The sequence below is a fragment of the Nonomuraea turkmeniaca genome, from assembly GCF_005889735.1.
Lineage (GTDB): Bacteria > Actinomycetota > Actinomycetes > Streptosporangiales > Streptosporangiaceae > Nonomuraea > Nonomuraea turkmeniaca.
This window is the reverse complement of record NZ_VCKY01000117.1, coordinates 1-13,166: the sequence shown is the minus strand read 5'-3', so window position 1 is coordinate 13,166 and position 13,166 is coordinate 1. Positions and strand designations below refer to the sequence as shown.

20 protein-coding genes are annotated in these 13,166 nt (G+C 69.6%); 17 read left to right on the top strand and 3 right to left on the bottom strand.

Annotated features, from left to right (window positions below):
* Positions 1–8: 8 nt before the first annotated feature.
* From ETD86_RS29990 to ETD86_RS29980, 3 genes are all read left to right on the top strand, one after another.
* Positions 9–623, top strand: coding sequence for a hypothetical protein (locus ETD86_RS29990; RefSeq protein WP_211370410.1), 615 nt, complete (start codon positions 9–11; stop codon positions 621–623).
* A gap of 10 nt (positions 624–633) precedes the next feature.
* Complete coding sequence (locus ETD86_RS29985; RefSeq protein WP_170223346.1) at positions 634–1,455, top strand: adenine nucleotide alpha hydrolase family protein; 822 nt, start codon at positions 634–636, stop codon at positions 1,453–1,455.
* A gap of 208 nt (positions 1,456–1,663) precedes the next feature.
* On the top strand, positions 1,664–1,879 hold the full coding sequence (locus ETD86_RS29980) for a hypothetical protein (protein ID WP_138669702.1): 216 nt from the start codon (positions 1,664–1,666) through the stop codon (positions 1,877–1,879).
* An 89-nt stretch (positions 1,880–1,968) separates the two neighbouring features.
* Here ETD86_RS29980 and ETD86_RS29975 read toward each other — a convergent pair whose 3' ends face one another.
* Positions 1,969–2,151 carry a hypothetical protein gene (locus tag ETD86_RS29975; protein ID WP_138669700.1) on the bottom strand — a complete coding sequence of 61 codons (183 nt, stop codon included), beginning with the start codon at positions 2,149–2,151 and terminating at the stop codon, positions 1,969–1,971.
* 113 nt (positions 2,152–2,264) lie between these two features.
* Here ETD86_RS29975 and ETD86_RS29970 point away from each other — a divergent pair, with 113 nt between their 5' ends.
* The 13 genes from ETD86_RS29970 (at position 2,265) to ETD86_RS29915 (ending at position 9,844) form a co-directional block, all read left to right on the top strand.
* Positions 2,265–2,630, top strand: a complete 366-nt coding sequence (locus ETD86_RS29970; protein WP_138669698.1) for a hypothetical protein — start codon at positions 2,265–2,267, stop codon at positions 2,628–2,630.
* 236 nt (positions 2,631–2,866) lie between these two features.
* Positions 2,867–3,469 (top strand): HNH endonuclease, encoded by a 603-nt coding sequence (locus ETD86_RS29965; protein WP_138669696.1) that lies wholly within the window; start codon positions 2,867–2,869, stop codon positions 3,467–3,469.
* Complete coding sequence (locus ETD86_RS29960; protein WP_138669694.1) at positions 3,466–3,723, top strand: hypothetical protein; 258 nt, start codon at positions 3,466–3,468, stop codon at positions 3,721–3,723. Before ETD86_RS29965 ends, ETD86_RS29960 begins: the two co-directional genes overlap by 4 nt.
* Positions 3,720–5,333 (top strand): hypothetical protein, encoded by a 1,614-nt coding sequence (locus ETD86_RS29955; protein ID WP_138669692.1) that lies wholly within the window; start codon positions 3,720–3,722, stop codon positions 5,331–5,333. Before ETD86_RS29960 ends, ETD86_RS29955 begins: the two co-directional genes overlap by 4 nt.
* A gap of 60 nt (positions 5,334–5,393) precedes the next feature.
* Complete coding sequence (locus ETD86_RS29950) at positions 5,394–6,080, top strand: helix-turn-helix domain-containing protein (RefSeq protein ID WP_211370409.1); 687 nt, start codon at positions 5,394–5,396, stop codon at positions 6,078–6,080.
* Positions 6,077–6,499 carry a DUF433 domain-containing protein gene (locus ETD86_RS29945; RefSeq protein ID WP_138669688.1) on the top strand — a complete coding sequence of 141 codons (423 nt, stop codon included), beginning with the start codon at positions 6,077–6,079 and terminating at the stop codon, positions 6,497–6,499. The genes ETD86_RS29950 and ETD86_RS29945 overlap by 4 nt, the downstream gene beginning before the upstream one ends.
* Entirely contained in the window at positions 6,496–7,362 is an 867-nt protein-coding gene (locus ETD86_RS29940) for a hypothetical protein (RefSeq protein ID WP_138669686.1), read from the top strand. Before ETD86_RS29945 ends, ETD86_RS29940 begins: the two co-directional genes overlap by 4 nt.
* Positions 7,359–8,102 carry a hypothetical protein gene (locus ETD86_RS29935; RefSeq protein WP_138669684.1) on the top strand — a complete coding sequence of 248 codons (744 nt, stop codon included), beginning with the start codon at positions 7,359–7,361 and terminating at the stop codon, positions 8,100–8,102. Before ETD86_RS29940 ends, ETD86_RS29935 begins: the two co-directional genes overlap by 4 nt.
* Positions 8,099–8,560, top strand: coding sequence for a DUF2493 domain-containing protein (locus tag ETD86_RS29930; RefSeq protein WP_138669682.1), 462 nt, complete (start codon positions 8,099–8,101; stop codon positions 8,558–8,560). The genes ETD86_RS29935 and ETD86_RS29930 overlap by 4 nt, the downstream gene beginning before the upstream one ends.
* On the top strand, positions 8,547–8,900 hold the full coding sequence (locus ETD86_RS29925) for a hypothetical protein (RefSeq protein ID WP_138669680.1): 354 nt from the start codon (positions 8,547–8,549) through the stop codon (positions 8,898–8,900). The genes ETD86_RS29930 and ETD86_RS29925 overlap by 14 nt, the downstream gene beginning before the upstream one ends.
* A complete protein-coding gene (locus tag ETD86_RS55545) occupies positions 8,897–9,070 on the top strand; it encodes a hypothetical protein (RefSeq protein WP_170223345.1) in 174 nt (57 codons plus the stop codon). Before ETD86_RS29925 ends, ETD86_RS55545 begins: the two co-directional genes overlap by 4 nt.
* Before the next feature lie 81 nt (positions 9,071–9,151).
* Positions 9,152–9,505, top strand: a complete 354-nt coding sequence (locus ETD86_RS29920; protein ID WP_138669678.1) for a hypothetical protein — start codon at positions 9,152–9,154, stop codon at positions 9,503–9,505.
* Between the two features lie 87 nt (positions 9,506–9,592).
* Positions 9,593–9,844 carry a hypothetical protein gene (locus tag ETD86_RS29915; protein ID WP_138669676.1) on the top strand — a complete coding sequence of 84 codons (252 nt, stop codon included), beginning with the start codon at positions 9,593–9,595 and terminating at the stop codon, positions 9,842–9,844.
* A 16-nt stretch (positions 9,845–9,860) separates the two neighbouring features.
* On the opposite strand, the gene ETD86_RS29910 is transcribed toward ETD86_RS29915, so the two are convergent.
* Positions 9,861–10,589: a phosphotransferase family protein gene (locus ETD86_RS29910; RefSeq protein WP_211370408.1), complete on the bottom strand. Its 729-nt coding sequence runs from the start codon at positions 10,587–10,589 to the stop codon at positions 9,861–9,863.
* Positions 10,590–11,432: 843 nt separating this feature from the next.
* Positions 11,433–12,101 (bottom strand): NUDIX domain-containing protein, encoded by a 669-nt coding sequence (locus ETD86_RS29905; protein ID WP_138669672.1) that lies wholly within the window; start codon positions 12,099–12,101, stop codon positions 11,433–11,435.
* 363 nt (positions 12,102–12,464) lie between these two features.
* Here ETD86_RS29905 and ETD86_RS29895 point away from each other — a divergent pair, with 363 nt between their 5' ends.
* Positions 12,465–13,073, top strand: coding sequence for a hypothetical protein (locus tag ETD86_RS29895; protein WP_138669668.1), 609 nt, complete (start codon positions 12,465–12,467; stop codon positions 13,071–13,073).
* Positions 13,074–13,166 lie beyond the last annotated feature (93 nt).

The following is a 13,166-nucleotide window of genomic DNA, read 5'->3' as shown; positions in this document are numbered from 1 at the left end:
TGTGGTACTTGGCAAACCCGACCGTGGGCGCCAGAGCGGCCATGGCAGCGCGGCAGATCGGGCTGCTGGCGACGCCGGCGCAGGGCAACCGGCACATACCGGGAGCGGTGTGGGCCGCCGACAACGGCTGCTTCGGCAAGGGCTACCCGGGCGACGCCGGCTACCTGACGTGGCTGGACCGGCAGCGCCGCTGGGCCGAGGACTGCTTGTTCGCGTCGGCTCCGGATGTGGTGGGCGACGCTGTGGCCACGCTGGCCCGGTCCGCGCCGATGCTGCCGCTGATTCGCGCCGCTGGGTTCCGGGCCGCGCTGGTCGCGCAGGACGGCCTGGAGGACCTGCAGGTGCCGTGGCGATCGATGGATGCGCTGTTCCTCGGCGGTTCGACGGGCTGGAAGCTCGGCGCGGCGGCGCGCGAGCTCACGGCGGAGGCGGTCGCCCGCGGCAAGCACGTCCACATGGGCCGGGTCAACTCTCTCACCCGGCTGCGGTACGCGCAGGCGATCGGCTGCAAGTCCGCCGACGGCACGTTCCTGACGTTCGGCCCTGATCGCAATCTGCCCATTCTTCTCGGCTGGGTTCGCGACGTGACCAGCCAGGACGCCCTCTTCTCCCTTTCTTCCTAGGAGCCTGTTCGTGGGCCTTCGCACGTTCTCCTTCGGTGGTGGCGTCCAGTCCACCGCTGTCCTCGTCCTGCAAGCTCAGGGCCGCCTGCCCGACGGCGGTTTCCAGCATTTCCTGTTCGCGAACGTCGGCGACGACTCCGAGCATCCGGCAACGCTGACGTACGTTCGCGAGGTGTCGCAGCCGTTCGCGAAACGGCATGGCATTGACCTGCGCACCGTGTTCCGCAAGCGGCGCGACGGCAGCGAGGAGACGCTGTACGGCCGGCTGACGAAGCCGGGGTCGCGGTCGCTGCCGATTCCGGTCCGGATGGGCGACACGGGAGCGCCTGGCACGAGGTCGTGCACGGCGGATTTCAAGATCAGGGTTATTGGTAAGTGGCTGCGCGAGCATGGCGCGACCGCGGACGATCCGGCAACCGTCGGGATCGGCATTTCGCTTGACGAGATCCACCGCGCCAACGCCCGGCGCGTGGAGGCGTACGAGCGGATCATCTATCCGCTGCTGGACCTGAAGTTACGGCGCACCGACTGTCTCCGGATCATCGCCGACGCCGGGCTTCCGCGGCCGCCGCGTTCGGCGTGCTGGTTTTGCCCGCATCACCGGCCGAGCACCTGGCAGGACATGCGGCGGGAAGAGCCTGAGCTGTTCGAGCGGGCCGCGCAGCTGGAGGACCTGCTCAACGAGCGACGGGACGAACTCGGCAAGGATCATGTGTTCTTCACGCGATTCGGGCAGCCGTTGCGGAAAGTGATTCCGGACGGCGTGGAGTTGCTGCAGTTCGCTGACGACAGCGACGACGGCATGTGCGATTCCGGCCACTGCTTCACCTGAGCCGGAAGGGCCGGTGCCTGCTGCTCGGCTACGGGTTCATAACCAGTCTGGAACGCCGCTGTGCGGCCGGGTGGCGCGTGCACACCCGGCCTCAACCGGTATGCCGGTTGAGCTGCGAAAACATTAAATGATCTTGGCGGTTGGACGTTAACTCCCGGATGTGCTCTGATCCTGCGGCCCGGTCCCCGCCGAGAAGAAAGACTCCGTCATGAAGTTCGCCCTGCCGCGCCGCCAGCACCGTGGCGCGCACACCGCCGCCGCACCGGCGGCCGCCTTCGGCTCACCCTCGTCCTCGGACGCCGACCACGAGCAGTGGATCGCGTTCCTGTCCGAGCCCGACCCTGAGCCTGCTCCTGAGCCCGCCCGGCTTCAGCCGCTGTGGGGGCCGGTGCCGTACGTCAGCACCGCTGAGGCGGCTCGGTGAGGGGGCGGCACAGGCGCCTGCGCGTCCATCAGCTGGCGCATGACCCTGCGGAGAACCTTGACCGGGCCGCCGACACGATCGAGCGGAACTTACGCGACCGCGGCGCCTACATCACGGCGTACGCCGGCGACGGCCAGCGGCGGGCGCTGCGGCGCGCTGCGGGGTTCGTACGCGGCCGCTTCGCGCAGCCGGTCCATATCCGCTCCAGCGACGGACTGCTCGCCGTCTGGCTGGGGCCGCCCGGCCTGACCCGGCCGCAGGCCGTCCGGCACGCTCGCGACACCTTCGCCCGGCTGTCGGCTGAAGCGCGCGGCGTCCGCCCACCTCGGCGCGACCGGGCCGCATCTCGTTCATTCGCTACGACACACACCCGCGGAGCTCGCCCATGACGTTGACCACTCGCTCCCCTGCTCCGCCGGCGCCCCAGGCGCTGGCCATGCCGTTGGAGGTGATGCTGGGCGCCGCGATCGTCCGCACGCTGCGCCGCGGCGGAGAGTTCCACCATCGGCCTGCCCCGGGAGACGAAGCGGTCCTGCAGCGTGCGGCGCGCATGGCAGGCGTCGAGCTCGCCCCGTCCGGTCTCACGGTCGTCCGGGAGGACGACGTGTTCGTGGTGTCGTGGACGGGCGAACGGCCCGGGCGTCGTCTGCGCGAGGCGGCCCAGGCGGTGCTGCGCCGGTATGTGGAGCATCCCGCTGGCGACGAGCTGGCGGGCGCTGCGTCCGGCTCGGCCGACAGGATCCCGGCGTGAACGTGGCCATCGGCGGCGGCGACGCGGGCCGGCGGCGTTGCGCCCGGCTGCCGCGGACGTCATGGCGTGAACGCGTATTCGCCGGAGCCGGCCATGCCGGGCTAGATTTCGATCTCGAACACACATACGACAACGGCGGTCCCCGTAGGAACCGCCGTCGCGGCCGCCCGGGTGTTGGTAGCACCTGGAGCGGCTGCCCCACCTCACCCACTGGTCACCGAGATGAGGGAGGCACCGTGAGAGTATCCGACGCTGCCCGCGGCCGGGAAAACGCCGCGATGGGCACGCCTGCGATCACCGGCCCCAGCCATATCCGCATGCATGCGCTGTTCGGCGACGGCCCCTGGAAGTGCACGTTCTGCCACCGGCCGCTGCAGTGCCCGTGCACGGCGGGCATGGACTCGTACACGTTCTGGCGGCAGCGGCATCGTGACGGCGTCACGCTCGGCTACATCACGCCGCTGAGCCGGGGCGGCGGCGACGGGCCTGAGAACGTCGTGCCTGCATGTGCGCCGTGCAACAGCAGTAAGAACGGCCGCGTGTGGCCGCACGAGTGGGTGCCCGGCGACCTGAACGAGGCCACCTGGGTGTACAGCGCCGTCGTGCCTGTCCGGTGGGGCGAAGACAGCCTCAAGGTGGTCGGCCTCGCCGCCGTGCTCGCGCACCTGGACGCGGGCGTCCGCTATCCGCTCGCCGACGTTGCCGTGCTCGTTGGCGAAGACCCCGATCTGATCCGGGCCACGCTGAGCAAGCTCGCGTGGGCGTCCCGCCTGAACTGGCGCGTCGTCGAAGGCGCGACGCGACCGTACGAGCACGAGTTCTTCGGGGTGAACGAGTGACCGACCTCATCGCCGTTCCGGAGCCGCCGAGCGAGCCGAAACTGTCGGCCCGCTCCTACGGCGTCTACCTGCACGTGCTGACGCTGCCGGGCGGCTGGTTCACGATCGCCTCGTTGATGGAGACGTTCACCGACAAGCGCGACGGGTTGACGACGACCGTGAACGAGCTGATCGCCTTCGGTCTCGTCACGGCGGAGGTCCGCTACGAGCGGAACAACCTGCGGCGGACCGGCTACCGGGTGGTGCCTCGTTGAGCTCAGGCATGCGGCACCGGCGGCGCCCTGGCCGCTTCGTGCCTCGTACGACGATCCGCGACACGGGGATCGACTACACCGCGCTCGGCCTTCTGGTGCATCTGCTGGACAAGCCGCGCGGGTGGCGCGTCCGCGGCGACAACCTCGCTGCGGAGCGCTCCAACAGCAACGGCCAGGTGATGAAGTCGCTGGCGCAGTTGCGCGCCGCCGGCTACTACCGGCTCGAGCGGCGCCGCCTGCTCAACGGCAAGTTCGTCATGGGGACCGCCATCAGCGAGGAGCCGGTGGAGGAGTGGGCGGCCGACAACGCCGAGTTCGGCGGGGAGCCCGTTCCGCTCGTGCAGCAGCCCGACGGCACCTTCCTCGTACGGCACAAGAACGGTCAGCTCACCGACGACGGCTTCGGCGACTGGGAGGACTTCGGCGACGACGACGTCCCAGACGACGACCCCGAGGAGGCGGATTTCCCGGACCTGGAAACCGAGGTGCCGGATTTCCCGGAGCCGGAAACTGAGGCACCGGTTCCTCCGGACCTAGAGATTGCGGGGCCCGGTCATCCGGGGGCCGCAAACGTGGGGCCCTTTGGGAGAAGAGAGAAGAAGCAGAGAGAAGGAAAGGGGTTCCTTCCCGCCGTAGGCGAACTACCTGTAGGTGAGGGCGCGCCCGAGTCGGCCGTTCCGGCCGGGAATGAAGATCATCATCCGTCAGTTCGGCCTGCCCCGGCGGCGGTGCCCGGGTTGCCGGGACCGCCGACCCTGACGGTGTTCCGGGCGCTGCCGGCCGACGTGCGGCGCCGCATCGGCCGCAACCGGCAGGGCATCGTGCTGGGCGCGATCGCGCGGGAGATCGGTCAGGCGAACGGCCGCACGGTGGCGGAGTTGGTGGCGCGGGTGGAGCGCCGCTGGGACGGCTGGCAGGCGCTCAACCCGCACGGCAGAATCGGCGACCCGGTCGCGGTCGCGGTGTCGCTCGTGCAACGCCGGCACTGCGCGAACGTGCGCTGTGAGGACGGGATCGACCTGGATAGCGGGGCACGGTGCCCGGCATGTGCCGGGCGAGGCCCGCGCCCGCCGTCTCCTCCGGGCGGGGCAGCGTTCGCGCAGGGCGGCAACGTCCACGGAGGTTCGGTCGTGCATCTGCACCCCAGAGCGCCAGCGAGGTCCATGGTGAGCACCGCCCGCGACAGCTCCACGCCGGCGCCGACGGCGCCGCCTGTGGCGGAGGTGCTGGCGTTCCGGCCGCCGCGCGAGCTTGAACCGGTCGCGCCCGACTTCCGGCCAGCGCGCCGCGATCCGGAACGCCCAGCGAAGGCGGCGGCGATTCAGGCGGCACGGGCGGCGCTGCGGCCGTCGGCGGCCTCCGACCGCGAGCGGGAACTCGACGACGCGTTGAAGATTCCGTGCCCGGTGCGGCTGTGCGGCGCCGACGAAGGCGCCCTGTGCGTGAACCGCGACGGCGTGGAGATGCCCAAACGGCACCTGCACGGCCCTCGCGTCGTGCAGGCGCGCGAGCTCCGCCTGGCCGGCGCCTCAGGCGACGCAAGAGACGCAGACGACGGCGACGGGGGCGGGGGCGGCGACGGCGAACATGGCTTGGACGTGACGGGATGACCTTGACCGCGGCCCCCACCCCCGCGACACCCCACTTCGTGAGGACCTGATATGCGCAACATGCCCATCTTGATCTCCGCCGGCGGCGCCAGCCAGCTGTACGTGTTTCCCGACCTGGAGGGCGGCCAGTGCACCGGCCGCACGAGAAAGAACCTCCGCTGCCGTAACCGCGTGTGGGAGCACGGCCAGGAGGCCGGGTACGCCACGGTGCTCATCAGCGGCCTTGCGGCGCGCGTGTACGGACCGCTGGAGGGCGAAGTCGCCACCAGGTACCTGGCGCAGCGCTGCCGACTCCATCCTGACGGGCCCGGGTTCTGCTCGCCGGAGTGGGAGCACTTCGACCCGGGCCGCCACCGGAAGTTCACGGCCGAGCCGACCGCCGATGAGCTGTTCGGCTCGCAGGGGATGCCGCCGCTGCCAGCGATCGCCGCTGTGCTGCGCAACCACCTGGACGCCGACGCGCGCCGCCAGTTGGCCGGCATGCTCGCTGTGGCCGGCGACACGCCTGCTGCGCAGCTGACGACGTTCGCCGTGGGAGCCCGCATCAGGGCGGCCCGCAAACGCGCCGGCCTCACGGAGGCGCAGGCGGCGGCCGCCGCCGGACTCGACCAGGCACGCCTGTGGCGCCTGGAGGAGGGCCGCATGTACCCGACGCTGCCGGCACTGGCGCGTCTCGCGCCCGCGCTCGGCGTCACGATCGACGAACTCGCCGGCCTGAACCAGCCAGCCGGGGAGGCGACCCGATGATCGCCATGCAGAAGGCCGCGGACGAGAGCGTACGGCGGCCCCGCATCGTGGCCGACCCCGCGGTGAACTTCGGCAAGCCGACGATCGAGGCCAGCGGCGTGTCCGTCGCCGTCATCATCAGCGCGTACCTGGCCGGCGACCGACCGCAGGTGCTCTACGACGAGTACGGCATCAGCCGCGGCGACCTGCTGATCTGCTGCTGGTGGGTGGCCCGCTACGCCAAGCAGAAGCGGGCCTGGCGGCAATGGCTGAACACGTGGGAGCCGGTCCTGTGGCGTGCCCAGCCTGGCGCGTATGAGCAGGTGCCGCTGCCGCCGCGGCGGCCGGCGCACGAGTGCGGCCTGTGCGGCTGCGACCGCACGCCCGCTCCCGGCACCGCCTCCTCGGCCAGCGGCACGGTCGCGGACGTGGCACAGTGAACCGGCTGGACCGCTGGAAGGGCGGCAACGCCGAGTACGTCCGCATCTATTACGGCGTGCCCGCCTACCGCGGCGACCGGGTCGTCGTCGATGGCCGGCCTGGCCGCATCGTCGGCTTCGACGCCGGTCTCCGGGTGCGCTTCGACGATCAGCCGCGGCACGTCGAGCCGTGTCATCCCACGTGGCGGGTCGTGTACGTGGACGGCGACCGCCGCGACCTCGTGCCCAAGGTGACACTCCTGGAAGGCGGCAACGGGCCACTGCTGCTGGTGCGCGGCCACGCTCCGGTCGAGCTGCGTCACGCGGCCGTCACGTACGCGGCCGAGGAGGACCTGGTGGTCATCGAGGGCGTGGCCGACATCGAGCCCGGCTGGGTGCGGGCGGTGCCGTGGTGCCCGGGCGCATGTGGCTGCGGCCGCTCGAGCGTGCATTATGTGCCAGCGCGACCGAAGTCGCGGGGCGCGTTCGAGGCGGCGTTCATCGAGGCCCGCTACGCCGAAGAGGAGGAGATCGCGCAGCACTCGCAGGTAGCAGACGGTGCCCGCTGCCAGGTGCAGGTTCGGATCGACCCGGCTCACTCCGCTGCGGCGGCCCGCTGCACGTTCGGCGCTTGGTGGCGAGTCACGCTCACGTGCGCGCATGGATGCGACCGCGGTCCCGTCCTGGTGTGCCAGCTTCACCGCGCCGCGGCAGCCTCCGGTGACACCGAACCGATGTGCGAGCCGTGCGCCCGGGCGGGCCGCCCGACGGTGCCGGTGACGCTGACCGGCGTGGAACCGCTTGCCGGCGCGGTGGAGGAGCGTCGCGCCAGCATGAGCCGCCACCCAGCGGTGTACGGCGGCCTCAGGCTGGTGACCGCGTGACCGCCACGAGCACCGCGTCGCCGGCGGCGTCCGCCGTTCCCGCCTCCGAGCTGATCAGCAGCGGCCTGTGCACCCCGGCATGCCTGGTCGCCGCCGGCCCGCACACAGACAGCGCATGCCAGTGCCGGTGCCGCGGCCAGTGGCACGGCGTCCTCGCCGACGTGCCCGTGCCCGCAAACGCCGACCGACGCCCCTGGTGGGAGAAGTGCCGACGCGGCGGATGGAGCGCCTCCGAGATCGACGGCACGCTGCAGGTGTGCGTGACGACCGAGCACAACCATGACCACTGGCGGACATGCCGCTCCAGGTACGTGCCCTTCGTCGCCGTGGTCAAGACCGACGGTCGCGCGTGGCAGGCCATCCACGACTGCGGGACGCTGCCGTACCAGCCTCCCCCTAGATGGTTCAGCAGCTGGGACAACCGAAAGTGGCACGGCCAGGCCCCGTTCACCGCCGGCGACCTCGCCGACCGGTTCCTGAGCAACCTCGTTGAACAAGGACGGGCCGCCAGCGCCACCTGCCCGCCCAGCGAGCGAGTCGTCGCCGACGGCGTCAGGGACGTGTTCGAGGCGAAGGTCATCGCCGTGTTGCTCGCCGAAGCGTTCGAAGGCTGCTTCGACGGCATCAGCCGCGCCATCAGCGTCCTGGAGGGTCACCCCGACCCGCTCACCCTTGGACAGATGCCGCTCTCCTACCTGGCGGCCCACACCCAACCAGACGAATCGAAGGAGCAGCCATGACGCCGCCGGCCGCCGGCGGGCGTCCGTGGGAGGTTCTGTTCACCGGGGCCAGAGACTGCGTCGACAAGGCGCTTCTGTGGCGGGTACTGGACGAAATCCACGCCGAACACCCCGACATGCTCGTCAAGCACGGCGCCTGCTACCCGGCAGAGGACGAGCACGGCCGGCGGTCGGAAGAGTCGGCGGACTGGCTCGCCCATCTGTGGTGCCTGGCCCGGGGCGTTCCCGACAGGGAGTTTCCGGCCAACTGGGGGCGCTACGGCGACGCCGCCGGGCCGATCCGCAACAACGCCATGATCGCCTCCGGCGCCGACGAATGCGTGGCCTTCCCGCACCCATGGTCGCGCGGCACCTTCGGCTGCGCCCGCCGGGCCGAACGCGCCGGCATTCCCACCCGGCGTTTCACACCCACCCCGCCGCTGCGACGGCGAACCTGGAGTGCATATGCCCGACGATGAACAGCCGCTCCGCTGGCGTACCATCGGCTTCTTCCCCGCACAGCCCGGCTGCCTGCTCGTGTTCGCCGCTGACTCCGAGCAGGGCGGCTACCAGACACGATGGTGCCCTGGCTGGCTGCTGCAGGAGCACGTCACGGCCGCCCCGGCCCCGTGCACACGCGTGGTCGCCGCATGCGACGACGGCGCCGGCCGCCTGGTCGCCGCTGCCACGATGCCGGGCTTCTGGACGATCGCCGCGCCGGGCTCCTCACACGGCCAGCTGGCCGCCATGCTCGCGCAGCGCACCTCGGCCGAGCCCGCCGAGCGCGCCCCCGCGTGCTCCTGGGAGGGCGGGACATGAGCGCACAGCTCTGGACGCTGGAGGCGGCCGCAGCCGAACTGGCTCGGCGCAAGTGCCTCACCAGCGGACACGACACCACGATGATCTTCAAGGGCATGGCGTCGTTCGAGCCGGTCGCCATGCTCTGCGATCGGTGCGGCCGCACATGGACAGTCACCCCGACACCATGACCGCCCACCACGATCTCCCGGCGCCGCCCAGCCGGGCCCCGGCCCCAGCACAGCCGCTGCAACCCCTTCCAGGAGGTCTTCATGCTCAACACGCCCCTCTTCGACCGCTTCATCAGGGTCTACCTGGGAGTGGCCGCGACGCTCCTTCCTCTGATGTGGGCCGCCCACATCTGGCCGAAGAACGTGCTCGCCCTCATGACGTCCATGGTCGCCGGCTGGTCCCTTGGCCTCGCCTTCGTGATCGTCCAGTCCACGTGGCGTAAGAGCGGCGCGGGCACGCCACAGACCCTGCGCGGTGACGCCCAGCTCCGCGGCAACACGATCACCATCACGTGGAACAACGTCCTGTCCACCATGAACGCCGACGACGCCGACCGCCTCGCCGAGCACCTCCGTAACCTCGCAGCAGATGCACGGAAGGCTCGGGCGGCCTGAGGCTCACACCGAGCGTGCCCTGCCGAGGCCAGCATTGAACCCGCCCACCGCTCACTGGGCACCGGGCATCAACTGCTCATCCTGGCGATGCCGGGCAGCCTTCTCACCGCGATGACCAGCGGCGACATCCCGCCGCTCTACCACCAGGTCCGCAATCACCGGCTCCCGCAGCGCCTGACCATGCTGTTCCTGGCCAACCCACCGCTCGACCGGCCCGCGCCACCCTTCGTGCACCGCAAGGGACGACCCGTCGACATCGCCCATCTCGCGCGCACCTCCGGGGCTATGTTCGGGCTCCCTGACGCACCCGCACGCCCGGCCGCGCACACCAGCGGCTGAGCCGACCCGCCAGCAGTCAGGCCAGTGCCCCGTCGAAGACCTCACGGTGCGTGTAGACGAAGTGGTGCTCCCGCTTGCTCCACGCAATCCGGTCAGCCAGGACCTCCGGTGCAGCCGGGGCCGTCTCCGGATGCGCCGCGAGCTCCGCCCAGAAACGGACATTGCGCGATTGCCGCTCCAGGACGCAGTCGGTCAGCGCGTGGCGCTCCGCCTCGTGCAGACCGTAGGTGTCGGCGATGAGGCGCACCTGCGCCGCCTGGTCCACCAGCGCCATCGTCTGTTTCGACGAGATCGACCAGGTCCAGGCCATGTACGCGACATCTTCAAGGCGACCACCCGGAGCCGCCAACTCGAAGTCGATGAACGCAACCGGCATGTCGTTCTGGAAGACCGCGTTGTTGGGGCCGGGGTCATGGTGGCACACCACATCGAAGCGACCAGCCAAGTCACTTCCGCGCGTAGCGTCATGCATCTGACGCAAAAGGCGGGCCGCTGCGCCCACCTGGTCATCGGACCAGGGCCGGAATTTCGCGGGCACGTCACCCGGGATATAGGTGAACATATCCTTGTCGTCCACCTGGCCCAAATACTTCGGGGCGCCAGTAAAATTCTGCTGCTCGAAAGTTTTGAGAAGTGCGGCCATGAATTCCGAGGAATCCGAGGCAGGCCGCAGAACCGTGTCGTTCCTTCGGAGGACCGCCGACGCCATGCGTCCTCCGGTCAGTGCGACCGCGCCATCAGACACATCAGTCATTATCGTCGCTCCCACACCTTGATCGCCGATGGGTTCATGCGCACCGTGCAGCACTCATATACAGCGGGGCATCCAGAGCCCACCCTGTAACCCGAGCGAGCTTAGCGGAGCCGGGACGGACGACGGTCCCGACTCACGGAAATCGGCAAAATGGAGTGGAAAGCGCACCGTTTTCAAGATCGGTAATTCCGGGCGCGAGTTCGGGGTACGCGCCCTCGCGATCAGCGCTGAGCGGCGGCGACCCTGATCTGAAGAGGAGACCGGACTTCAGCGCGGAAATTCCGGCGTCACGGAAGTTGCGCACGTTCGGAAACATCGAGTGCGCGACTCGGAAGAGAAGAGGATTGACTTGCCGACTGATCCGATATTCGGGGGCGTGCCATGAAGATAATTGTAGGCAATGCGACACGAGAAGTCTCCCTTGCAAAAGGCTAAACAATTTGCTTCCGCCATTAGATTTCCGATCTTGGACTAACGGCCCTCGTGCGCACCTTCACCAAGTAAGGAAGACGGCTCGAAAATCGTGTGTCATAAGGTCGTGCGGCGCGCCAACTCTGTGGGCCGCCGCGACGTGCGCGCATGCCAGGATGCCGGGAGATCTGCTCGCGCTCAGGCTTTCTGTATTACCAAAAGTGATCATCAGCGGGCCGGCCGCTGAGGGCATCACGGCCAGCGTTCGCCACGCTACGCGAGCGACCCAAGGTCATCGAGACGGCCACCCGCGTTGACCTGTCCCTGATGCAGGTGGGAGCCCCGACCTCCGGCGCGATCAACGCGACTCCGAGCGCCCCAGCGAGCCCAACAATTGCTCGGCTGCCCTCCAGGACGCGCCCGTTACCTGCCGAGGAGGGCCTCAGGGCCAAGACGCGCAGCCAGTTTGGCGAGGAAGCGCGCAAGGCCCGGGTCGAACACCCCGTCAGGCCACGCGGTCCGGTCATCGATCGGAACCCAGAGCACCTCGCCGAACTCCCGCTCATCGGGCACCATCGGCGCGTCTCGGTCAGTCTCGAAGACGAACCAGAGCGTGACGTCCACATGGGAGTCCGCGCCGCGGGTCTGGGTCACCGTCAGAAAGAAGGGGTCGTCTCCGAACTCCGGGTGAAAGGCAGGCGTGATCTGCAGCTCCTCTGCCAGTTCGCGGACCACAGACGCACGCGGATCCTCAAGATCATCGACATGGCCGCCGGGGAACAACCAAGCCTGTGCCAGTACATGCCAGACGATCATGATTGACCGCGTCGGCGCGTCGATCAGGACGGAATACACGGCCAGGTGCTGCGGCGGGGTGGCAGGCTTGGCCGTACGAAACAGCGGATGCCCGGAATCGATCCAATCGAGCATCCACCGCTGATCGGCCGACTCGCGCTCGTCATGCGGCGCGACGGCCTGCACGAGGTCACGGACAACACCTCGCGGATCAAGTTGCCTGTCGGGCATCGGGCACCCTCCGCTGATCGACGGACTGGTGAGCTCCAGCCCTTCCGCGCTCACCAGTGCGTGCACCCTACCGACCACAGGCCACCGCACGCCCGGCCATCAGCAGGACTCGTCCACCGGCGGGTCGGCGCCGCGCGAACAGCGCTGCGGCGCCTCGCGTCGATCAGCGGGATCAGCTCCACCGGTCAACCCCCAGCACGCCGGTCGCCCGCGCGATGTAGGGGCGACCAGGCGCACGGCTTCGGCCAGCGGGTACCACGCCGCGCCGAGCACCTCCGACTCCTGGATGTCGCAGCAGGTGTCCGGCCGCCCCGGTATGCACCGGTCACACCGCAAGCTCGCCACAAAATTAACTATCTTGTATTCTTTTTTACGCATGGCGGAATGCTTTCCGTGGCGGCCGCCTCCCCTAGCGATCGGACGCCTCTTGTGATCCCACGACGCATCGACAACGACATCTACCCAGACCAGGGCCACATGGTGGTCGTGAACCCCGCCTTCACAGCGGTCTACTGGCTGGCCGACCGGCACGCCCACCTCGACACCGGCTCCGGCCAGTACACGGTCAGCCTGCGTGGCCCCGGACGGCGGCTCCTCGAAGCTCTGGCCGGTGACGACGGCCTTGTCACCATGGACAACGCCATCGAGTACAACACCCGCGCGGTGCCGCCCGGCGCAGGTTCAGCACGCCAGGCGTTGACCGCGCTGCTCGACCCAGCCGTGATCGCCCCGGTCCTGTACCCGCCCTACATCGGCGACCTCACCGTGCGGCCACGCCAGAGGCACCTGCTGCCGCCTCCTCTCGCGCCGTGGTGCAGGCAGGCGCTGGTGCTGGACAGGCAGAACCGGCGCGTGGTGTGGCTGTGCCCTGGAACGCCGGAGAACACCGAGGCCGTCGCCGCCCCCTTGTGTGACGGCGGTGCCATCGACTGGGACGGCGCCGAAACGTTCGAGTACATCGGTGATGACCTCCGGTCCCGCCTGAGTCCCGCCCGATCCCGTCTCCTCGATCTGGAACGCCCCCACGACAACTGGTAGCCCAGCTTCCTCTACTGCACCTCGGCCCGGCCTTCGCACCTCGAAGGCCGGGCCGAGCCCGTTTCCCCCACCACCCTGCACGGAGCCCACCCC